This window comes from Halomonas sp. G11 (genome assembly GCF_001663515.1).
Taxonomy (GTDB): Bacteria; Pseudomonadota; Gammaproteobacteria; order Pseudomonadales; family Halomonadaceae; genus Vreelandella.
The window spans coordinates 1-21,515 of the sequence record NZ_LYXG01000007.1; the positions used below are offsets into that span (position 1 = coordinate 1).

19 protein-coding genes are annotated in these 21,515 nt (G+C 59.1%); 18 read left to right on the forward strand and 1 reads right to left on the reverse strand.

Annotated features, from left to right (window positions below):
* Positions 1 to 1,233, forward strand: a 1,233-nt coding sequence (locus tag ADS46_RS03965) for a dihydroxy-acid dehydratase (RefSeq protein ID WP_066316553.1), incomplete at its 5' end; no start/stop codon positions are given.
* Between the two features lie 42 nt (positions 1,234 to 1,275).
* On the opposite strand, the gene ADS46_RS03970 is transcribed toward ADS46_RS03965, so the two are convergent.
* Entirely contained in the window at positions 1,276 to 2,502 is a 1,227-nt protein-coding gene (locus ADS46_RS03970) for an ROK family transcriptional regulator (RefSeq protein WP_066316555.1), read from the reverse strand.
* 199 nt (positions 2,503 to 2,701) lie between these two features.
* Between ADS46_RS03970 and ADS46_RS03975 the strand changes: the two genes are divergently transcribed.
* From ADS46_RS03975 to ADS46_RS04055, 17 genes are all read left to right on the forward strand, one after another.
* Positions 2,702 to 4,213 (forward strand): sugar ABC transporter ATP-binding protein, encoded by a 1,512-nt coding sequence (locus ADS46_RS03975; protein WP_066316557.1) that lies wholly within the window; start codon positions 2,702 to 2,704, stop codon positions 4,211 to 4,213.
* A complete protein-coding gene (locus ADS46_RS03980) occupies positions 4,206 to 5,204 on the forward strand; it encodes an ABC transporter permease (protein WP_234346759.1) in 999 nt (332 codons plus the stop codon). Before ADS46_RS03975 ends, ADS46_RS03980 begins: the two co-directional genes overlap by 8 nt.
* Before the next feature lie 94 nt (positions 5,205 to 5,298).
* Positions 5,299 to 6,264, forward strand: coding sequence for an ABC transporter substrate-binding protein (locus ADS46_RS03985; protein WP_066316565.1), 966 nt, complete (start codon positions 5,299 to 5,301; stop codon positions 6,262 to 6,264).
* Positions 6,265 to 6,349: 85 nt separating this feature from the next.
* Positions 6,350 to 7,405, forward strand: coding sequence for a sugar phosphate isomerase/epimerase family protein (locus ADS46_RS03990; RefSeq protein ID WP_066316572.1), 1,056 nt, complete (start codon positions 6,350 to 6,352; stop codon positions 7,403 to 7,405).
* A gap of 21 nt (positions 7,406 to 7,426) precedes the next feature.
* Positions 7,427 to 8,572, forward strand: coding sequence for a Gfo/Idh/MocA family protein (locus tag ADS46_RS03995; RefSeq protein WP_066316574.1), 1,146 nt, complete (start codon positions 7,427 to 7,429; stop codon positions 8,570 to 8,572).
* A 43-nt stretch (positions 8,573 to 8,615) separates the two neighbouring features.
* Positions 8,616 to 9,386, forward strand: coding sequence for an SDR family NAD(P)-dependent oxidoreductase (locus tag ADS46_RS04000; RefSeq protein ID WP_066316576.1), 771 nt, complete (start codon positions 8,616 to 8,618; stop codon positions 9,384 to 9,386).
* Between the two features lie 35 nt (positions 9,387 to 9,421).
* Positions 9,422 to 10,711: an ABC transporter substrate-binding protein gene (locus ADS46_RS04005; protein ID WP_066316585.1), complete on the forward strand. Its 1,290-nt coding sequence runs from the start codon at positions 9,422 to 9,424 to the stop codon at positions 10,709 to 10,711.
* Positions 10,712 to 10,777: 66 nt separating this feature from the next.
* The gene (locus ADS46_RS04010; RefSeq protein ID WP_066316587.1) at positions 10,778 to 11,710 is read left to right on the forward strand and encodes a carbohydrate ABC transporter permease; all 933 of its coding nucleotides are present in this window, start codon (positions 10,778 to 10,780) and stop codon (positions 11,708 to 11,710) included.
* Positions 11,707 to 12,534 carry a carbohydrate ABC transporter permease gene (locus ADS46_RS04015; protein WP_008959441.1) on the forward strand — a complete coding sequence of 276 codons (828 nt, stop codon included), beginning with the start codon at positions 11,707 to 11,709 and terminating at the stop codon, positions 12,532 to 12,534. Before ADS46_RS04010 ends, ADS46_RS04015 begins: the two co-directional genes overlap by 4 nt.
* 13 nt (positions 12,535 to 12,547) lie before the next feature.
* Complete coding sequence (locus tag ADS46_RS04020) at positions 12,548 to 14,164, forward strand: glycoside hydrolase family 43 protein (RefSeq protein WP_066316589.1); 1,617 nt, start codon at positions 12,548 to 12,550, stop codon at positions 14,162 to 14,164.
* Between the two features lie 4 nt (positions 14,165 to 14,168).
* Entirely contained in the window at positions 14,169 to 15,224 is a 1,056-nt protein-coding gene (locus ADS46_RS04025) for an ABC transporter ATP-binding protein (RefSeq protein ID WP_066316592.1), read from the forward strand.
* Positions 15,225 to 15,292: 68 nt separating this feature from the next.
* Positions 15,293 to 16,699 (forward strand): sugar porter family MFS transporter, encoded by a 1,407-nt coding sequence (locus ADS46_RS04030; RefSeq protein ID WP_066316595.1) that lies wholly within the window; start codon positions 15,293 to 15,295, stop codon positions 16,697 to 16,699.
* Positions 16,700 to 16,974: 275 nt separating this feature from the next.
* Positions 16,975 to 17,262 (forward strand): hypothetical protein, encoded by a 288-nt coding sequence (locus ADS46_RS04035; RefSeq protein ID WP_082925974.1) that lies wholly within the window; start codon positions 16,975 to 16,977, stop codon positions 17,260 to 17,262.
* 212 nt (positions 17,263 to 17,474) lie between these two features.
* A complete protein-coding gene (gene opgC / locus ADS46_RS04040) occupies positions 17,475 to 18,590 on the forward strand; it encodes an OpgC domain-containing protein (protein WP_066316598.1) in 1,116 nt (371 codons plus the stop codon).
* A gap of 27 nt (positions 18,591 to 18,617) precedes the next feature.
* Complete coding sequence (locus tag ADS46_RS04045) at positions 18,618 to 19,715, forward strand: serine hydrolase (protein ID WP_234346760.1); 1,098 nt, start codon at positions 18,618 to 18,620, stop codon at positions 19,713 to 19,715.
* A gap of 89 nt (positions 19,716 to 19,804) precedes the next feature.
* Positions 19,805 to 20,740, forward strand: a complete 936-nt coding sequence (locus tag ADS46_RS04050; protein WP_066316604.1) for an ABC transporter ATP-binding protein — start codon at positions 19,805 to 19,807, stop codon at positions 20,738 to 20,740.
* A complete protein-coding gene (locus tag ADS46_RS04055) occupies positions 20,737 to 21,498 on the forward strand; it encodes an ABC transporter permease (protein WP_066316609.1) in 762 nt (253 codons plus the stop codon). Before ADS46_RS04050 ends, ADS46_RS04055 begins: the two co-directional genes overlap by 4 nt.
* Positions 21,499 to 21,515 lie beyond the last annotated feature (17 nt).

Sequence of the window (21,515 nt, forward strand, 5' to 3'; positions counted from 1 at the left end):
CAGGTCAAGGCGGGTGAGATATCGATGCACGACTTCATGGCCGCGGAGGCGGGCATGTCGCGCTCGGCGGGGACCTGCAACACCATGGGCACCGCCTCCACCATGGCCTGCATGGCGGAGTCGCTGGGCGTTTCGCTCCCCCACAACGCCGCCATCCCGGCGGTGGACTCCCGCCGCTACGTGCTGGCCCACCTCTCCGGTAACCGGATTGTCGAGATGGTCGATGAAGACCTCAAGCTCTCCAAGATCCTCACCAAGGAAGCCTTCGACAACGCCATTCGCACCAACGCCGCTATCGGCGGCTCCACCAACGCGGTGATCCACCTCAAGGCGATTGCCGGGCGCATCGGCGTGGATCTCACCCTGGACGACTGGAGCCGGGTCGGGCGCGGCACGCCCACCGTGGTCGACCTGCAGCCCTCGGGGCGTTTTCTGATGGAAGAGTTCTATTACGCCGGTGGCCTGCCCGCGGTGCTCAGGCGCCTGGGCGAGGCCGACCGATTGCCCTTCAAGGACGCCTTGACCGTCAACGGCAAGACCCTGTGGGAAAATGTCCAGGACGCGCCGCTCTACAACGACGAGGTGATCCGCCCGCTGGATAACCCGCTCACCGCGGACGGCGGTATCTGCGTGGTGCGCGGCAACCTCGCGCCCAACGGCGCGGTGCTCAAGCCCTCGGCGGCGAAAGCCGAACTCATGCAGCACCGCGGCCGCGCGGTGGTCTTCGAGGATTTCGACGACTACAAGACGCGCATCAACGACCCGGACCTGGACGTGGAAGCCAACGACATTCTGGTCATGAAGCACTGCGGCCCCCGCGGTTATCACGGCATGGCCGAGGTGGGCAATATGGGCCTGCCGCCCAAGATCCTCGCCCAGGGGATTACCGATATGGTGCGCATCTCCGACGCCCGCATGAGCGGCACCGCCTACGGCACCGTGGTCTTGCACGTCGCCCCGGAAGCCGCCGCGGGCGGCCCGCTGGCCGCCGTACGCAACGGCGACTGGATCGAGCTCGACTGCGCCAGCGGCCGACTGCACCTGGATATCAGCGACGAAGAGTTGGCCACACGCCTGGCCGAAAGCGACCCTACGGCGGCCTCGACGCTGATTGCCAGCCAGGGTGGCTACCGGCAGCTGTACATCGAACGAGTGCTCCAGGCGGACGAAGGCTGCGACTTCGATTTTCTGGTCGGCTGCCGAGGGGCGGAGGTGCCGCGTCACTCGCACTGATTGGTTACCCGGTGCTAATGCTCATGCCTCGCCCCAGGCTCGTTAAGCTTCTCTGGCGGTTTGGCTTTCTAACAGCGTCTCGCTGTCGGTAGCGTTCAGCGCTATGGCGATGCCGCCCATGCAGGTCATGTCGCGATCCCAGGCGCAGCTTTCGATGCGTGTGGTGCCCCTCAGTTCGGCCACCAGGGCGTCATCAATGGCGCCGTGCATGGCGGTTTGCATGGCATCAAAGCCGCGCACGCCGGAGCCGGTAATCAGCACCAGGTCGGGGTTGAACAGCGCCAGCACATTGGCGATACCGACCCCCAGCGCACGGCCTGCTTCTGCATAGATGCGCTTGGCGACCGGGTTACCTTTTAATGCCAGTTGGGTTAGCGCCTGCATCTGCTGTTCGGAGGGGTGTGCGCTGTCGCCGGAGGGGAGTTCCAGGTTCTCGGCGGCGGCGCGATAGAGTGCGTAGTCACTGGTGTAAGCTTCAATGCACCCCCGTCGCCCGCAGGCGCAAAGGGCGCCGTCCGGCTGATATTTGCTATGTCCAAACTCGGCCGCTGAGCCATTGGCACCCAGAAAGGGCACGCCGTTAATCAACACCGACATACCTATACCGTAGCCCAGCATAATCACCACCAGGTTGGGGCAGTCGGCATAAGCGGGCTGAGCCGCCAACACGCTGGCGATACAGTTGGCATCATTCTCGAGCAGCACGCTGCAGTGAAAACGTTCCGCCAACCGGGCTGATATCGGGGCGTTACGAAAGCTTAAAGCGGGTGACCAGATAACCGTGCCGCTTTGCGACGACACTACGCCCTGCACCGCCAGGCAGATCCCCGCCAGGCGTTGGAATCCTTCCAGTTGTTGGGTGCAAACAGCACTGATTTTCTCTTCCAAAAGCGCTTCCAGGTCGTCGGCGCTCAGCGTCAAGGTGGGCACCGTGTGGTGCTCGCTGTGACGTACCTGGCCCGCAAAGTCACCCACTACCAGTTGGATCTCATTGATCGATAGCTTGATGCACACCACGCAGGCGGCATCAGGAGCAAGTTCAATCAGGGTTTTCGGCCGACCACGGCCGTTGGGGCGCGGTGCTTCGGGCGGTCTTTCCATAATCAAGCCCTGTTGGAGCAGCTCGGCACTGATCGAGGTCACGGTGGCGGAGCTAATCCCGTTCAGTGTGCCCAGGTCGACACGCGCGGCTGGCCCTCGGTCGCGCAAGGTTCGAATCACCGCCAGGGTATTATCGTGGCGGCTTGTATCAGTGGACGGTAGGGCCATAAATATCGCCATTGTTAAGCAGGACGGGAAGTCGGTTCACGTTCTCATCCTGGCGTGTTCGCCTGATTGTCAAAATGCGACCTAAGTTGCATATGCAGTTATTTATTTTAGTGCCTAAAGTAAATAGGGCAGCACGCTATAAAAATCAATATTGGCAAGACCTGCACGCATAACAACAACAGCAATAAACAGGTGGCTCATGCTCTTATCGGCGCGGCAAATCTGTCGTTCTTTCGGCGAAAACCAGGTGTTATTCGACGTTGACCTCGACCTGCAGGCGGGGGAAGTGCACGCCCTGCTGGGCGAGAACGGCGCCGGTAAGTCGACGCTGGTCAAAATCCTTGCCGGTTATCTTCGCCCTACCTCGGGCGAGGTGCTTCTCAACGGCGAACAACGCTACTACCGCTCTAGCGGCGAGGCGGAAGCCGACGGGGTGGTCATGATCCACCAGGAATTGGCGCTGGCAGAACAGCTTAGCGTGGAGGAGAACATCTTCCTGGGCCGCGAGCTGCGCCGCGGCATGTTTCTGGACCGGCGAGCCATGCGGGAACAGAGCCGGGAGGCGCTGGCGGAACTTGAAACCGACGTTGATCCAAACGCCCGCGTGAAAGACCTGAGTACCTCCGATCAACAGATGGTGGAAATCGCCAAGGCGATCACCCGCGACGTGCGCGTGCTGATCATGGATGAGCCCACCGCCACCCTGACCGAAAACGAAGTAACCGTGCTGTTCGAGCTGATTGCCCGCCTGCGTGAGCGGGGCGTGGCGGTTCTGTATATCTCCCATAAGCTGCGTGAAATCGAGCAGATTGCCGACCGTGTGACGGTTCTGCGCGACGGTCATCTGGTGGATAGTGGCCCCATGGCCGGGCGCAGCAAAGAGGAACTGGCGCGATTGATGGTGGGCCGGGAAATCACCGAGATGTATCCCCCGCGTACGCACCTCCCGCCTGATGCACCGGTGGTGCTGGAAGCGCGAGACGTCGTGGTGCCCGGTGCCGTGAAACAGGCCAGCTTTACCCTACGCCGGGGTGAGGTATTAGGGTTTGGCGGCATCGTGGGCGCTGGCCGAACCGCGCTGATGGAAGCCGTGCTGGGTCTGCGCGGTAAAAGCGCCGGGCAGGTACTGCGCAACGGTCAACCCGTCGTGTTGAAAAATCTGCGTGATGCAGTGCATCAGCGGATTGCTTATCTCACCGAGGATCGCAAGGGCAAAGGCCTGGTGCTCAATATGGATCTGCGCTCCAACGTGACCCTGCTCAATCTACGTGCTCACTGCCACCCGCTGATTGACCGTCGTCGGGAAGAGCAGGCCTTCCAGCAGGCCATCCAGCGTTTTGATATTCGCCTGCGCACGGCGGCGCGTACCGCCGCCGAGCTTTCCGGTGGCAACCAGCAGAAGCTGCTGCTTGCCAAGGTGATGTCCATCGACCCTGAAATCGTGATTATCAACGAACCGACCCGGGGCATCGATGTGGGCACCAAGCACCAGATCTATCACTTCATTCGCGAGCTCACCGAAGCGGGCTGCTCGGTCATCCTGATCTCCTCAGAGATGGGCGAGTTGATCGGGCTTTCCCACCGAGTGGCGGTGATGTGCGCGGGCGTGCTCACCGGGGTGCTTGAAGGTGAACAGATTAACGAACAAGAAATCATGCAGTACGCATCCGGCATCAAGGGGGTAGGAGTAGATGAGCAGCGTCATGCCTAATAAAACGACAGCATCGAAGGGGGTCTCTGTGGACCTGAAAACCTGGGGACCCTTTGTAGCGCTGGTGGCTTTGGCGCTGCTCGGTGTGCTGATCAACCCGGCGTTTCTGGGGCTGGATAATCTATCCAACATGCTCACCCGCAGCGCCTTTATCGGCATTATCGCCATCGGCGCGACTTTCGTGATTACCGCTGGCGGGCTGGATCTTTCGGTCGGGTCGATGGCGGCCTTTATCGCCGGGGTAATGATTATTTTGATGAACAGCCTCGTCGAGCAGTTTGGCGCGGGGCTCACCACCGTGCTGTTCGGCGTGGGGGCTTCGCTGCTGCTGGGGGTGTGCGCTGGCTTTATCAACGGCATGGTGACCACCAAAGGCAAGATCGAGGCGTTCATTGTCACCCTCGGCACCATGGGGATTTACCGCTCGTTGGTCACTTATCTCGCCGATGGCGGCACCCTGACCCTGGACTGGGCAGTGCGCGATATCTACCGCCCGGTGTATTACGGCAGCTTTCTGGGCATCACCATTCCGGTCTGGGTGTTTCTGGCGGTCGCGATTATTGGCTACATCCTGCTCAACTACACGCGCTTCGGGCGCTACTGCTTTGCCATCGGCTCCAACGAAAAAGTCGCCGAGTACAGTGCCATTCACGTCGACCGCATCAAGACCATGACCTACATGCTGCAGGGCGTGTGCGTGGCCCTGGCGACGATTATCTACGTGCCCCGGCTGGGCTCTGCGTCAGGGGCTACCGGGGTGCTCTGGGAGCTTGAAGCAATTGCCGCGGTGATCATCGGCGGCACCATGCTCAAGGGTGGTCATGGACGTATCTGGGGCACGGTGGTGGGCGCCATCATGCTCACCATGATCGGCAATATTCTCAACCTGACCGACGCCATTTCCAACTATCTCAACGGTACGGTGCAGGGGATCATCATTATCGTGGCGGTCTACCTGCAGCGAGCTTCGTGGAGGAAACCCGGACACTAAAACTCATAAGAAGTGCAACGCCAGTTCATAGCAGCGATGGCTGCATCAAAGGTTCCAACCGTATAACAAGTACAAACACGAAAGGAGTATCACCATGCCAACCATCAAGACTGCAGTGGCAACCTTCGTTACCACCGCTGCACTCACTTCAACGATAGGGCTTTCCGGCGCTGCCGTGGCCCAGGAACATACCATCGGGGTCTCGATTCCGGCCGCTACCCATGGCTGGACGGGCGGGGTCAACTATCACGCCGAGGAGGCGAAGAATCGCCTTGAAGCGCTCTACCCGGATATTGAAATCACCATCTCTACGGCAAGCACACCCGGTGAGCAAGCCAATGATCTGGAGGACCTGGTATCGCTGCGCAATATTGATGCGTTGGTGGTGCTGCCATTTGAATCCGGCCCGCTGACCGACCCGGTGCGCCGCGTCAAAGAGTCCGGCGTATTCGTTACCGTGGTGGACCGTGGGCTTAACCAAGAAGGCATCGAGGATCTCTACGTAGCAGGCAATAACCACGAGTTAGGCCGCGTGTCCGGCGAGTACATCCGCGAGCGCCTTGATGGCGAAGGCGACATTGTCGTGCTGCGCGGTATTCCCACAGTGATCGATGATGAGCGGGTGGAAGGCTTCCAGGAGGCCATCGAAGGCTCCGACGTCAACATTCTCGATATGCAGCACGCTAACTGGAATCGTGACGATGGTTTTGAGGTCATGCAGGACTACCTGTCGCGCTTCGAAAACATCGACGCCGTCTGGGCCCAGGATGACGATATCGCCCTCGGCGTCATCGAGGCGGTGCGTCAGGCGGATCGTGAGGACGAGCTGTTTATCGTCGGCGGCGCGGGCATGAAGGACATCATCAAACGGGTCATGGAAGGCGATGAGCTGGTGCCGGTAGACGTACTCTACCCACCCGCCATGATCGCCACGGCGATGGACCTGACCGTGCAGCACTTTGTCTCCAACGGCCCGGTGGTGGGCGAGTACATCCTTGGCTCCCCGTTGATCACTGAAGAAAACGCCGAGCAGTACTACTTCCCTGACTCGCCGTTCTGATCACGCTTATGCGCAAAGGCGCGGGTAATGAAGAAGCTCACCCGCGCTCATGTTCACCTCGTTGATACGTTATTGAGAGAGTCCTATGAAAACAATACAAGGACCGGCGCTCTTTCTCGCCCAGTTCGCCGGTGACGACGCCCCGTTTAACAGCCTCGATAGCATTGCCGCCTGGGCGGCGGGATTAGGCTATAAGGGCGTGCAGATTCCCAGTTGGGATGCACGCATGATCGATTTGAAACGCGCCGCCGAGAGCCGCACCTATTGCGACGATATCAAGGGCACCCTGTCCGAGCACGGCCTGACGCTCACCGAACTCTCCACCCATCTTCAGGGCCAGTTGGTCGCCGTGCATCCCGTTTACGACGAGATGTTCGACGGCTTCGCGGTGCCCGAAGTGCGCGGTAATCCCAAGGCGCGCCAGGCCTGGGCGGTTGATCAGCTCAAGCTGGCCGCCAAGGCATCGCAAAACCTAGGCCTCACCGACCACGGCACATTCTCCGGGTCGCTGGCATGGCCGTTCATCTACCCCTGGCCCCAGCGCCCAGCGGGATTGGTCGAGACGGCGTTCGACGAACTGGCGAATCGCTGGCGGCCGATTCTGGACGCCTTTGACGAAGCCGGGGTCAATCTCTGCTACGAAATTCATCCTGGCGAGGATCTCCACGACGGCATCACCTTCGAGATGTTTCTTGAGCGGGTCGGCAATCACCCCCGCTGCCACATTCTTTACGACCCCAGCCACCTGATCCTGCAGCAGCTCGACTACCGCGGCTTCCTGGATGTGTATCGCGAGCATATTCAGATGTTTCACGTTAAAGACGCCGAGTTTAACCCCAGCCCCAAACAGGGCGTTTATTCCGGCTATCAGTCGTGGACCGAGCGCGCGGGTCGCTTCCGCTCCCTGGGTGACGGCCAGATCGATTTCAAGTCGATCTTCTCGTGGATGGCGGCCAACGACTACCACGGCTGGGCGGTGCTGGAGTGGGAGTGCTGCCTGAAGCACCCGGAAGTCGGCGCCCGTGAAGGCGCGACCTTTATCCGCGACCACATCATCGAGGTCACTGAGCGGGCGTTTGATGACTTCGCCGACGGTGGCTCCGACGAGGCTGCCAACCGGCGCATTTTGGGTCTCAATTAACTAAAGGGGAGGCAATACGCCATGAGTGATCAACACGACACGCCACGTCGGCTCCGCCTGGGTATGGTCGGCGGCGGCCAGGGGGCGTTTATCGGCGGGGTGCACCGCATCGCCGCACGGCTTGATGACCATTACGAACTGGTCGCCGGGGCTTTTGCCTCTGACCCCGAGCGCAGCCGGGCCGCCGCCGCGGAATTACACGTCGCCCGCGCTTACCCCGACTACCAGACCATGGCTGAGGCGGAGCGTAAGCGGTCGGATGGTATCGATGTTGTCGCCATCGTGACCCCCAATCATGTCCATTTCGACGTGGCGCGCACCTTTCTTGAGGCGGGCTTTCACGTTATCTGCGATAAGCCGATGACGATCACTCTTGAGGAGGCGCAAACCCTCGCCGAGCTGGTGGAACGCACGGGGCTGTTTTTCGGCTTGACCCACAACTACTCCGGCTATTCGTTGGTCCGTCAGGCGCGAGAAATGGTGGCCAACGGCGAACTTGGCGACCTGCGTGTGGTGCAGGTGGAGTACCCGCAGGACTGGCTTTCCACCCGCCTGGAAGAGCAGGCCGAGTGGCGCACCGACCCCAAGCGCAGCGGCCCAGCGGGCTGTTTGGGCGATATTGGCACCCACGCCTACCACCTGGCGCGCTACGTGACCGGATTGCAACTGGAATCACTCGCCGCCGATATGCACACCTTTGTGGAAGGCCGCGCGCTGGATGACAACGTGCATATGCTGCTGCGCTTCAAGGGCGGCGCGCGGGGCATGCTGTGGTCGAGCCAGGTCGCGGCGGGCAACGAAAACGGCCTCCAGCTGCGCGTTTACGGCAGCCAGGGTGGCCTTGAGTGGCGCCAGGAAAATCCCAATCAGCTCGTGCATTCGCCGTTGGGCGAGCCGCCACGGATATTGACCCGCAACGGCCCTGGCCTGGGCGAAGCTGCCATGGCGGCTGCACGCATTCCACCGGGGCATCCGGAAGGCTATCTCGAAGCCTTTGCCCAGCTCTATCGCGATTTCGCTGTGCAAATTCACGCCCATCAACGGGGTGAGCGCGCTGAGGCGCTGGCGTTGCAAACCCCGGGAGTCGCCGACGGTGTCGATGGTCTTACGTTTATTACCCGCGCGCTGACCTCGTCCGCTGCCGGTGGGCAGTGGGTGGATATTTAAAACGCGGTTAAAGCACGCCTAAAAGAGAAAGGTGGGAAACAATATGAATCAGCACTCAGCGCGCTATACAAGCCTTGAACAGCGTGTGGTCTTTATTACCGGCGGCGGCAGCGGCATTGGCGCCTCGCTTACCCGAGCCTTTCACCTTCAGGGCGCGCGGGTGGTGTTCGTCGATATTAACGATGAGGCCAGCGAAGCGCTGGTCGAAGAGCTCCGCGCCGAGACCGGCGAGGCACCGCACTACCACCACTGCGACATTCGCGATGTGGCCAGCCTACAGCAGGTTATCGCCGAGACCGGCCAGCACCTCGGGCCAATCCATACCCTGGTCAACAATGCTGCCAGCGATGATCGTCACGCCTGGCAGGATGTGGATGTTGCTTATTGGGATGAACGTATGTCGCTCAACCTGCGGCCGATGTTCTTTGCTGCCCAGGCAGCGGCAAAACAGATGATGCAAACGGGCGGTGGCTCGATCATTAATTTTGGCTCGGTCAGCGTGCAGATGGCGTTAGGCGGTTTGCCTGCTTATGTGACTGCCAAAGCGGCCGTGCACGGTTTGACCCGCAGCCTGGCCCGGGAGCTGGGTGAGCATAATATCCGCGTTAACACCCTGGTGCCCGGTTCGGTGATAACCGAACGCCAGCTCGAAAAGTGGATTAGCCCCGAGGATGAAGTCGCTATCCAACAACGCCAGTGCCTCAAGATGCGCCTGGAAGCCGAGCATATCGCCCCCGTGGTGCTGTTTTTAGCCAGTTCTGAAAGCCAGGCGATTACCGGCCAGGAGTTGGCGGTAGACGCCGGCTGGGCCTGAGTTCAATAACGTTAAAACATTATTAGGAGAGTTTCATGCAGGTATCTAACAACTACAACGTGCCCTGTTCACGCCCTCGTCACTTAGCGCTAGCCGTTGCTGTTGTTGCTGCTTTGGGATCCGTCTCTGCGGCAGCCGATACCACGGTGACCGTGCTAAGAATTGAGAGCAGCAGCGCTGAAAAGGACTACTACGAGGAAGTGGTTGCCGCCTATGAGGCGGAGCACCCCGACGTTAATGTCGAGTTCGAATACCTTGCCAACGAGGCCTACAAAACGCGCCTGCCCACCATGCTGCAGTCCAGCCAGCGCCCGGATATCTATTACACCTGGGGCGGCGAAGGATTGCGCGATCAGGTGGACGCGGGGTTTGTCCGCGACTTGACCGAGCCGATGCGCGATGGCTGGCAGGATATCTACCCCGCGTCGGCGGTGCGTGCCTTTACCCTGGATGATCGTGTCTATGGCGCGCCGCTCTACGCCACCGTGGTGGGTATCTGGGCGAACACCGCGCTGACGGAGCAGGCAGGGGTCGATGTAGAGACGATCAAGACCTGGGAGGATTTTAAAAACGCGGTGGTGGCGTTGCGGGAAGAGGGTATAACGCCGCTGGTGGTCGGTGGTCAGGATGGCTGGCCACTGCACTTTTATTGGGGGTCTTTAGTCACCCGCCTCGCCGGTGGCGAGGGCATCGAAGCGGCCAAAAGTGGTGAAAATGGCGGCTTTGAAGGCGAGCCCTTTGTACGCGCTGGCGAGATGCTGCAGGCGCTGGTTGAGCTTGACCCTTTTCAGCCCGGCTTTATGGCCACTTCCTACGAGCGTGCCAGCGGCATGTTTGGCGATGGCGAGGCCGCCTTCCACGTGATGGGTGACTGGGACTACCTCCCTTCCAAACAGCGCTCGGTGAGCGGAGAGGGTGTTCCGGATGAGGACTTGCGGTTTATTCCTTTCCCGGAGGTCGAAGGTGGTGAGGGCAACGAACAGAGTTTTGGCGGCATGAACGGTTTTGCGGTCACCCGCGACGCGCCCGACGAAGCGGTCGACTTCCTGCGCTTTCTACTCAATGCGGAGAATCAGCGTAAAGCGGCGGCCACGGGGATCTTTGTGCCGGTCGCCGAGGGCTCAGCCGAAGCGCTTGAAACCCCCTATGCCCGCCGCGTCGCAGAGATCCTTGATGAGTCCGAGTTCCATCAGGTGTTCCTGGATCAAGCGCTGGGCACCTCCGTTGGTGCGACGATTAACGATATCAGCGGTGACTTGGCCCAAGGCGTGATCACGCCGGAAGAGGCCGCCGCTCGAGTCGGAGAAGCCTGGCAGTTTAGATGATCCGCCCGCTAAAAGAGCACGCGCGTTACCGCCCGTGCTCACCCACGCTCTGTCTCGGAGTTTGCCATGACCACGCTTGACCGAACCGCCGTGCCGCGGAGAGGGAACGCCGACCGGGTGAAGAAAGGCTTGGTGAGCGGTAAATTCACCGCGCTGCTGATTCTGCTGCCACCGGCGTTAATTCTGTTTTCGCTCTTCGTCATTCTGCCGCTCGCGGATGCCGTCTATTACAGCGGCTTTTCCTGGAATGGCTATGGCGCGCCCAGTGACTTTGTCGGCGCGCAAAATTATCAGCGTCTGCTCGATCACTCGGTGTTTCATACTGCGCTGTGGAATACCGCCAAGCTTATTCTGGTGTCGCTACTGATCCAGATGCCCCTGGCGCTGGGGCTGGCGCTGTTGGTGTACCGTAAAACACCCACTAATACCTTGTTTAGGCTGGTGTTTTTCCTGCCCTATATCTTGGCAGAAGTGGCTGCCGGGCTTATCTGGAGCTTTGTCTTCGACGGTGACTACGGCATTACCAGCTCACTGTTGCATGCCATGGGCCAGGAGTCGGTGTACGTGTTGGCCGACCACCAGTGGGCGTTTCCGGCGATTATGACGGTGATCGTTTGGAAGTACTTTGGCTTTCATATGATGATCTATATTGCCGCTCTGCAGAGCGTGCCCAAGGATCTTGTCGAGGCCGCCAAGCTGGAAGGGGCCAAACCCAGGCAGGTTGCGCTCTTTGTGCAAATTCCGCTGATTAAGCACGCCCTCGTCGTCAGTGGTTTCTTTGCCATTATCGGCTCGCTGCAGATATTCGACATTATCATCCCGATGACCAACGGTGGCCCGTCCAACTCGACCCATACCATCGTCACCTACCTGTATAGCTTTGGTCTTTCACGGCTCAATATCGGCTTCGGTAGCGCCGCTGCGGTGGTGCTGTTTGTGCTCGCTATCGGGATCGCCTTCTTCTACCAACGCACCACGTCCAAGGGGAGTAAGGCATGAAAAGTATTACGACCCGTAACACCCTGCGCGTGATCATTCTGATCGTAGTGGCCAGTGTGGTGATCGGCCCCCTGTTAGCGGCGTTTTTCGGTGGCTTCAAGGGGAATTCAGAGCTGCGTACCAATCCGCTGTGGCTGCCCGACAGTTGGGATGCCGGCAATTACATCGGCATTCTGCTGGATGGCAACTTCTGGCGCTACTTGGGTAACTCGTTTTTCATCTCGCTAATGACGGTGTTCTTAACCCTGGTGGTGGGGGCCGCCGCGGCTTATGTGTTTTCGCAGATCCGCTTCTTCGGCGCCAAGATGATCCTCTCCTATCTGCTGCTGGGGCTGATGTTTCCCTTTGCGGCGGCCATTCTGCCGCTGTTTATCAAGGTGCGGGATTTGGGCCTGCTGGATACCTACTGGGCGGTGATTCTGCCCCAGACGGCATTTGGTCTGTCGCTGGCGATTCTGCTGTTTAAGGCCTTCTTCGACCAGCTGCCCAAAGAACTGTTTGAAGCGGCCTATGTGGATGGGTGCAGCTATTTGCGCTTCTTCTGGTCGTTCACGCTGCCGCTCTCGACCCCCATTCTGGCCACCGTGGGCGTATTTGTATTTGTGCAGAGCTGGAATAACTTTCTGCTGCCGCTGGTGGTGTTAAACGACCGCTCTATCTACACCTGGCCGCTGGGCATGATGCAGTTCCAAGGGGAGTACCTGACCCAGTGGAACATGATTCTGGCCTTCGTGACCTTGACCATCATTCCGGCGGTTATCTTCTTTCTCGCCGCCCAGAAGTACATCGTGGCTGGCCTGACCGGCGGCTCCGTTAAAGGATAAAGGAGGATCCCTAATGGACGATGTCATCCACAACCCGATTCTGGCCGGGTTCAACCCCGACCCCTCGATTTGCCGGGTAGGCGACGACTACTACCTGGCCACATCGACCTTTGAGTGGTACCCCGGTGTTCAGATCCACCACTCCCGCGACCTGGCTAACTGGGCGCTGGTTACACGGCCATTGAGCCGGGCCAGCCAGCTGGATATGCGCGGCAATCCGGACTCCTGCGGCATCTGGGCGCCCTGTTTGAGCTACGCCGACGGCCTGTTTTGGCTGGTCTACACCGATATGAAGCGTTACGAGGGTAACTTCAAGGATGGACATAATTACGTGGTGACAGCGCCACGTATTGAGGGCCCCTGGAGCGACCCGGTCTATCTCAATTCGAGCGGCTTTGATCCTTCATTGTTTCACGATGACGATGGCCGCAAGTGGCTGATTAACCTGCAGTGGGATTATCGCCAACGGGAAGGACGGGATCGTTTCGGCGGCATTGTGCTGCAAGAGTACGATGTGGAGCTGCGCCGCCTAGTCGGTGACATCACCACTATTTTCACCGGTACCGAACTGAAGCTGACGGAAGGGCCGCACCTCCATCGGCGCGATGGCTGGTACCACCTGCTGGTGGCCGAGGGTGGCACGGGCTACCAGCATGCGGTCACCATGGCGCGTTCAAAAACGCTGACGGGCCCCTATGAGGTACACCCTCAAAATCCTCTCCTGACGGCTAGCCATGACCCCGATAATCCACTCCAGCGAGCGGGCCATGCGGATTTGGTCGATAGCCCTGAAGGTGACACTTACTTGGTGCATTTATGTGGCCGCCCCTTGCCGGGAACCCGGCTTTCACCGCTGGGGCGTGAGACCGCTATTCAGCGAGTGGCGTGGGGGTCTGATGGCTGGCTACGGCTCGACCATGGGGCCAATACCCCGGCGTTAAAGGTCGCCATGAGCGGGGTAACGCAAAAGCCCCCTGCGCCGGAGGAGCACTACGATTTTGAAACAGACATGCTGCCAGCCGCCTTTCAGTGGCTGCGTACCCCTTATCCTGATCGGCTCTTTTCGCTTACCGAGCGGCCCGGTTACTTGCGCCTGTTTGGCCGTGAGTCGGTCGGTTCCTGGTTTGAGCAGGCGTTAGTCGCCCGGCGCCAGGACAACATCCACTGTAGTGCCGAAACGACCCTTGAATTTGAACCTGACGATATTCAGCAGTTTGCCGGGCTGATCGCCTACTACAACCGCTTCAAATTCCATTACCTGGCGGTGACCCTGAACGACGCAGGCGACAAGGTGCTCAGCGTTATCAGTTGCCTGGATGACTGGCCTAACGGGAATCTGAAGATAGCTGATGTGAGCGTGCGCCTTGCCCCTGGCGCCACGATCCGGCTCGGGCTGGATATCCACGCCCGGGAGCTTCGCTTTCGCTATGCCCAGGGAGATCAGCCCTGGCAACCGATCGGCCCCGCGCTGGACGCTGGCCTGCTCTCCGACGAAGGCAGCGGTCGCGCCCATGGCTACTTTACCGGCACTTTCCTGGGCATGGCCGCCCACGACATTAGCGGACGCGGCACACCCGCCGACTTCCAGGCGTTCTGCTATCGCCGCGCCCCTCTTTCAGAGACGAGATAAGCTCATGGCTGAAGTAACACTGCGCGACATCGAAAAGACGTTTCATGGCAAAACCACGGTCATCCCCGACTTAAATCTGCATATAGAAGATGGCTCTTTCACTGTGCTGGTTGGGCCTTCTGGCTGCGGAAAATCCACCTTGCTGCGCATGATTGCGGGCCTGGAGACCGTGACCCAGGGCACGATCACTATCGGAGGGGAAGACGTTACCACTGCCGAGCCGAGTGACCGGGACATTGCCATGGTTTTCCAGTCCTACGCGCTTTACCCGCACATGACGGTCGCTCGCAATATCGACTTCGGCATGCGGCTGGCAAAAGTGCCCAGCAAAGAACGGGAAGCCAAAGTGGCCGAGGCCGCGCGCTTGCTCAATCTTGAGGATCTGCTCGAGCGTAAACCTGCTGAGCTCTCTGGGGGGCAGCGCCAGCGGGTGGCCATTGGCCGTGCCATTGTGCGCAGCCCCGGCGTGTTTCTGTTCGACGAGCCGCTTTCCAACCTGGATGCCTCGCTGCGCAACCGCATGCGGGTCGAACTGGCTGAGCTGCATCAACGGCTCGAAACCACCATGGTGTATGTCACCCACGACCAGGTCGAGGCGATGACCCTGGCCGACTGCATCGTGGTGATGAACGCCGGGCGGATTGAGCAAATGGGCAAGCCCATGGCGCTCTACCAACGCCCCGAAACGCTGTTTGTGGCGGGTTTTATTGGCTCGCCGAAAATGAACTTGATCGAAGGGCCACTAGCAGCGGCCTATGGCGCCACCACCCTAGGCATCCGGCCCGAGCACCTAGAGGTGAGCCGTGAACAGGGCGAGTGGAAAGGGCGCGTGCGATTCATCGAGAAGCTGGGTGCTGACGCTTTCGCCTATATAGACAGCGAGCAGGCTGGCTCACTCACTGTCCGCCTCTCTGGGGATATCGAGCTGAATCATGGCGACACGCTGTTTATGACGCCTCAACAGGCCCAACTTCACGCGTTCGATGCCGACGGACAGCGGCTGCCCGACGACGCGGTTCGCCAATGCTCAACCCGTCGCGAGAGCACGCTACACCATTAACGATCATCAATTTCCCGACTTTTTAATAGACACAAAAACGCTCAATAACAAATCCAAGGAGCTCGACAATGACACAACAAAGAACGCTAAGCCGCTCATCGTATATTCTGGTGATTTGCTGTATTGCCGCCATCGGCGGTTTCCTGTTCGGCTTCGACAGTGGCGTGATAAACGGCACGGTGGATGGCCTACAGGCCTCTTTTAACTCTGATAGTGCGGGCACGGGGTTCAATGTCGCCTCGATGCTGCTGGGCTGCGCGATCGGTGCTTTCTTTGCCGGTCGCCTGGCGGATCGCTTTGGCCGCCGCACACTGTTGATCGTGGCCGCTGTGTTCTTCCTGATCAGTGCCTGGGGCTCCGGCGTTGCCGGTAGTTCCATGGAGTTTGTGATATATCGCATTCTCGGTGGGCTTGCCGTCGGCGCCGCCAGCGTGATGACCCCGGCCTATATCAGTGAGGTGGCACCATCGGCCTATCGTGGGCGTTTGGCTACGATCCAGCAGGTAGCGATCATCTCTGGTTTGTTCTTTGCCTTTCTGAGCAACTATGTCTTGGCTTATGTAGCGGGCTCGGCCATGTCAGAGCTATGGTTTGGCTTCGCGACCTGGCGCTGGATGTTCTGGATTGAGCTGATACCGGCTACCGTTTTCCTGGTGGCACTGCTGTTTATTCCTGAAAGCCCGCGCTACCTGATCAGCACCGGTAAGCAGGGCGAAGCCCGTCGGGTGCTTGGGCTAGTGATGCCTGAGCGTGATGTCAGCACTAAAATCGATGAAATTAACACCACCCTGGACCAGGATCACAAGCCACGGTTGAAAGATGTGATCAACCGTTCCACGGGCAAGATACATGGCATCGTCTGGGTGGGTATTGGCTTGGCGGTTTTCCAGCAGTTGGTGGGCATTAACGTCGTTTTCTACTATGGCGCAGTGCTTTGGCAGTCCGTGGGTTTCTCCGAAGGCGATGCGCTACTCATCAATGTGATCTCCGGTGCGGTGAGTATCGGTGCCTGCCTGCTGGCCATTGCGCTGATCGACAAAATTGGTCGCAAGCCGCTGCTTTGGGGCGGCTCGGTAGGCATGGCGGCGACACTGGCGTGCCTCTCCTATGCGTTCTCTACGGCGTCGATGGTGGACGGCAGCCTACAGTTATCGAGTGATATGGGCGTATTTGCACTGCTGTGCGCCAACCTCTATGTGCTGTTCTTCAACGCCTCTTGGGGGCCGGTGATGTGGGTCATGCTGGGCGAGATGTTCCCCAATCAGATGCGCGGTTCGGGGCTGGCGATTGCAGGCCTTTTCCAGTGGCTGGCCAACTTCGGCATCACCATGACGTTTCCTATCATGCTGGCCTCTATCGGGCTGTTCGGGGCTTACGGCTTCTATGCGATCAGTGCCGTTGCCTCGGTCTTTTTCGTTATCTACTTCGTCAAAGAGACACGCGGGAAAGAGCTCGAAGAGATGGCCTACGAGTGACCTATCGCGGGGGACCACCTGTAAAACATGAAAGTATGTCCTGACGGCCGAGTTTGTCGGGCGCATGTGCCAGCGTTAAACAGCCATCAAGCCGTTCCAGACGTAGAATTGGCCGCTATTGGCATTCTGGTTTGTTTTGTATCTAATTGATTTATAGTAATTGTTTTATTTATTTAAATCTCTGGCATGTTGGCTGCAAATATTCAGGTAAGAACGGACGGGTAGGAAGGCCTGACGTTCTTATCAGAAAGTGAAGCCAAACAGGAGGCAGTATCATGATGAAAACGGAATCTCTCAAGAAGCTAGGCATCCTCGGTGTATCTTTCGGTCTGATGGCCAGCCCGCTAGCCTTTGCTGACATGCATGAAGAAGACGAGCAAGACCCTGCACCGCAGGAAGAAACGATGGAGGATGAAGGTCAAGGCTCAATGAATTCCTTCGATTCCGAAGAGGAAGGTCAAGGCACCACCACTTATGAGGAAGAGGAAGAAGAGCAGGAAGATTGGGAAACGACGGAAGAAGAGGACGCTGGTTCCGATTCTGAAGATGATTCCGACTGGTAATTCCTTTATGCCAGTTGCTTAACGCCTTAAATTCAATGCTGAGTTTCAAGTGCCCCGCCTCTGGTGGGGCATTTCGCGTGTGCGATGAGTCATCGCGCCGGGCACGCTGCATCCGAAAGCGTTGAACCTGCAAGCAAGCACTGGGTTCATAATCGCCCCCAAATGCGGTATTAACTTATTGACTGAACAGGATCAGCACAGGAAATAAGGACATGCCGATGGCGATTGCCTGGAACGAAACGCCCCATCTGCCCAAAGCGGAAGGCCGCATTGAGGCGATTGATTTAGCCCGCGGTATCGCGATCGGGTTGATGATCGTCAGCCACTCCGTCAGCGGGTTAGTGGGCATCCGCAATGTGCCCGACTGGGGCATGGTACCGGTTCACTTCCTCACCAAGTTTTCCTCGTCGCTGTTCATCCTGGTGTTTGGCGTTGCCCTGGCGGTGGCGTTTCTCTCCCATGTTAATCAGGAGGACTGGCCCAAACGCCGCCTGAAACTCTGGCTGCGCGCGGTGGAGGTCTGGTTCTGGTACAAGGCGCTGTTGATCATTGAAATGCTGCCGTTCAACACGCCGAGTGAAATTGTCGATGCGCTGCTCTACGGTCGCTTTGGTATCTGGGTGGAAATTCTCGGCTTCTATGCCATCGCCCTGCTCTGGGTGCCGTTGATCCTGCCGCTGTGGGCGCGCACACCGTTGTGGGGTCGGCTGGCTGTCATCGCGCTGCTCACCGCCCTGGCCGCCTGGCTGCAAGGGGTTTCATTCGGTGGCAATGACATCCTCAAGGCACTGCTGGTGGACCATGAAGACCATTACGCCTGGGGCCAGATCAGCCGGGCGCCGCTTATTTTGCTTGGGCTGCTGTTGGGCGAAGCGTTGCTGCGCTGTTCGGGCGATCGATTGCTGAAACGTCGCCTCACGCTCGCCTTGCTGGGTATGGGCGCGGTCATGATTGCCGGATTTTATGGCTTGGCGCTGGCTGGTGGTGACGTTTACGCTGCCATGTTGGCGGTCGCCAATAACGAGGGTAAACATCCTCCCGGGATGGCTTTTATGTTGTTCAGCCTGGGCGGTGCGCTGGTGATATTCGCCCTGGCCCTGGCGGGTGGCACCAAGGCGGCCAGGGCGCTTAAGCCACTTACCCTGGTCGGCTCAGATGCACTCAAGTCGTTTATTTTCCATATCGTGATGATTTTCCTGGTGTTGCGCTTCCTGTTGGATGGCGAGGGCGACTACAGCTATCCACAGGCGCTTGGGATTGGCGGGCTGTTAATTCTTGGCACTGCGGCATGGATTTGGCTGACCCGCTGGATGGCCCGACATCGTTAAATGCGAAGAAAGCCTGGAGTTAATGGTTTGCAAAAATGGATAAAGCAAGGACTTGTGGCGGTAGCGCTGCTGTTTGCACTGCCCTTAAAAACGGAAGCGTACGACGCGCATTGGTACCATGAAGTGGACAAACGCAGCACATGGCAAAGCGACCTCGATGCGCGAATGAGCGTGATAGAGGAACGCTTCTCCGGTGATATTGGCGTCTATGTGCAAGATCTTTCCAGCGGTGAGGCCTACCGCTGGCAGGCTGATCAGCCCTGGTACCTCGCGTCGCTGATCAAGGTGCCGATGGCTGCAGAAGTACTGGGCGAGGGGGTGCCCACCCACGAGCGCCTGACGCTTTCAAAAAGCGATTACGTGGACGGCGCAGGGCCCACCAACTGGCACGACCCCGGCACGTCTATCTCGGTGGGCTACTTGCTGGAGCAGATGATTACCGTGAGCGATAACACTGCCACGGATATGCTGATAGACCGCGTTGGCCTGGATAACGTCAACCATCGCGCCCAGTCCATGGTGGCGGCCAACGGTGGTGACCCCGCGGCGCTGGGGCCAATCTCCAAGCTGGTGGAGGTGCGCCAGGGCGTCTACGGTGAGCTCCATCCCGAGGCGCGTAAGCTTGGCGGCATGGATTTTATAAATCTCCGTCAGTCACCCGTGAGTCAGCGCCCTCGCGCCCTGGCGCAGCGGCTTGGCGTAGAGCTTCAGGCCCTCAATCAGCCTGACTACCATCACGCCTTTGACGCCTATCACGCCAGCGGCGAAAACGTCGGCACCTTGCGCGCCGTTGGCGACATACTGGCAACACTTTACCTGGGCGCCATGCCCGACCTCCAGGGTACGCCCCGCGATGAGTTGCTTGCCCTGATGGCCAACACCAGCTCCGGGGAAGAACGGTTAAAACAAGGGTTGGGTGGGGCGGTGAGCTTTGCCCACAAGACGGGCACCCAGGACCGGCGCAGCTGCGATGCCGGGGTGGTAGAGCGTGACGACATGCCCAATGCCGCCTGGGCCGTGGTTGCCTGCACCCAGGGGCCAGATGCGGTCAGTGAACACGAGCGTGCGCTGGCAGGCGTCGGATTAGCCCTGCGACACAGCGGCGCATTGGGAACACCCTGGTAGCCAGCCGTTCGTTTACTGCCCGTGCTAAACTAGCGCCCGCGCCATTCGCCATCAGCGGCTCACATCGGCCGCTTTGTCAGGAGCTTGCCTTGAACGATGCCATTATCGAAATCCGAGGTCTAAATAAAACCTACCGGGGCGGTTTTCAAGCGCTCAGCCGAGTCGATTTACAGATTCAGCGCGGCGAAATCTTTGCCCTGCTGGGCCCCAATGGGGCGGGCAAAACCACGCTGATCAGTGTGGTATGCGGTCTGGTCAACCCCAGCGAAGGCCAGGTACTGGTGGACGGCTTCGACAACGTTGCCGACTACCGCCAGGCCCGCGAACGCATTGGCCTGGTCCCCCAGGAGCTCACCAACGAGGCGTTTGAAACCGTCTGGAACACGGTCAGCTTCAGCCGGGGGCTGTTCGGCAAGTCGCCGAATCCGGCGCATATCGAAAGCGTGCTCAAATCGCTGGCGTTGTGGGATAAGCGCAATAACCGCCTGATCACGCTGTCCGGCGGCATGAAACGCCGCGTGCTGATCGCCAAGGCGCTGTCCCATGAGCCGCGCATCCTGTTCCTCGACGAGCCGACGGCCGGTGTCGACGTCGAGCTGCGCCGCGAGATGTGGCAGGTGGTGCGCGAGCTGCGCGATAACGGCGTGACCATTATTCTGACCACCCATTATATTGAAGAAGCCGAAGAAATGGCCGACCGCATCGGCGTGATCAACAACGGCGAAATCGTGCTGGTCGAAGACAAGCACGCGCTGATGAGCAAGCTGGGCAGCAAGCAGCTGACGCTGTACCTCAACGAGCCGCTGGAAACCCTGCCGCCCGCCCTCGACCGCCCGGAGCTCAGCTTGACGGCCGAAGGCCATGAGCTGGTCTATACCTACGACGGCCACCAAGAAGAGGACGGCCACGGTATTCCCGCGCTGCTCACCGACCTTGAACGCGAAGGCATCACCTTCAAGGACCTGCATACCCGGCAAAGCTCGCTGGAAGATATTTTCGTTGATCTGGTTAAGGAGCGCGCATGAATCTCTATCCTGTTCGCGCCATCTATATGGCCGAAATGGCGCGTACCCGGCGCACCCTGCTGCAAAGTATTGTCTCGCCGGTGATCTCGACATCGCTCTATTTTGTCGTCTTTGGTGCGGCGATTGGCTCGCGCATTAGCGAGATTGACGGTATCAGCTACGGCGCCTTTATCGTGCCGGGCCTGATCATGCTGATGCTGCTGACCCAGAGCGTATCGAATGCCTCGTTCGGGATCTTCTTTCCCAAGTTTTCCGGCAGCATTTACGAGCTGCTCTCGGCACCCATCTCGTACCTGGAGATTGTCATGGGCTACGTGGGGGCGGCGGCGTCCAAATCGATTCTGCTGGGGCTGATCATTCTTGCCACCTCCGGGTTTTTTGTACCCCTGGAAGTCGCGCATCCCTTCTGGATGCTGACCTTTCTGGTGCTGACCGCGGTTACCTTCAGCCTGCTGGGCTTTATCATCGGCATCTGGGCCGAAGGCTTTGACCGGCTGCAACTGGTGCCGCTGCTGGTGATTACGCCGCTGACCTTCCTGGGCGGCAGTTTTTACTCCATCGACATGTTGCCGCCATTCTGGCAGGGCGTCACGCTGCTCAACCCGGTGGTGTATCTGGTCAGTGGCTTTCGCTGGAGCTTTTACGGCATCAGCGACGTCAGCCTGGCGGCCAGCGTGATCATGATATGCCTGTTCCTGGCGGTCTGTTTAGCCACCATCGGCTGGATTTTCCGCACCGGCTACCGTCTCAAACCCTAGCCTTAAACCCTAGCAAG

Bases quoted from the DNA above. Each gene is read 5' to 3' on its own strand.
- ADS46_RS03970 (WP_066316555.1), bottom strand. From the start codon at position 2,502: ATGGCCCTACCGTCCACTGATACAAGCCGCCACGATAATACCCTGGCG.
- ADS46_RS03975 (WP_066316557.1), top strand. From the start codon at position 2,702: ATGCTCTTATCGGCGCGGCAAATCTGTCGTTCTTTCGGCGAAAACCAG.
- ADS46_RS03980 (WP_234346759.1), top strand. From the start codon at position 4,206: ATGCCTAATAAAACGACAGCATCGAAGGGGGTCTCTGTGGACCTGAAA.
- ADS46_RS03985 (WP_066316565.1), top strand. From the start codon at position 5,299: ATGCCAACCATCAAGACTGCAGTGGCAACCTTCGTTACCACCGCTGCA.
- ADS46_RS03990 (WP_066316572.1), top strand. From the start codon at position 6,350: ATGAAAACAATACAAGGACCGGCGCTCTTTCTCGCCCAGTTCGCCGGT.
- ADS46_RS03995 (WP_066316574.1), top strand. From the start codon at position 7,427: ATGAGTGATCAACACGACACGCCACGTCGGCTCCGCCTGGGTATGGTC.
- ADS46_RS04000 (WP_066316576.1), top strand. From the start codon at position 8,616: ATGAATCAGCACTCAGCGCGCTATACAAGCCTTGAACAGCGTGTGGTC.
- ADS46_RS04005 (WP_066316585.1), top strand. From the start codon at position 9,422: ATGCAGGTATCTAACAACTACAACGTGCCCTGTTCACGCCCTCGTCAC.
- ADS46_RS04010 (WP_066316587.1), top strand. From the start codon at position 10,778: ATGACCACGCTTGACCGAACCGCCGTGCCGCGGAGAGGGAACGCCGAC.
- ADS46_RS04015 (WP_008959441.1), top strand. From the start codon at position 11,707: ATGAAAAGTATTACGACCCGTAACACCCTGCGCGTGATCATTCTGATC.
- ADS46_RS04020 (WP_066316589.1), top strand. From the start codon at position 12,548: ATGGACGATGTCATCCACAACCCGATTCTGGCCGGGTTCAACCCCGAC.
- ADS46_RS04025 (WP_066316592.1), top strand. From the start codon at position 14,169: ATGGCTGAAGTAACACTGCGCGACATCGAAAAGACGTTTCATGGCAAA.
- ADS46_RS04030 (WP_066316595.1), top strand. From the start codon at position 15,293: ATGACACAACAAAGAACGCTAAGCCGCTCATCGTATATTCTGGTGATT.
- ADS46_RS04035 (WP_082925974.1), top strand. From the start codon at position 16,975: ATGATGAAAACGGAATCTCTCAAGAAGCTAGGCATCCTCGGTGTATCT.
- opgC (WP_066316598.1), top strand. From the start codon at position 17,475: ATGCCGATGGCGATTGCCTGGAACGAAACGCCCCATCTGCCCAAAGCG.
- ADS46_RS04055 (WP_066316609.1), top strand. From the start codon at position 20,737: ATGAATCTCTATCCTGTTCGCGCCATCTATATGGCCGAAATGGCGCGT.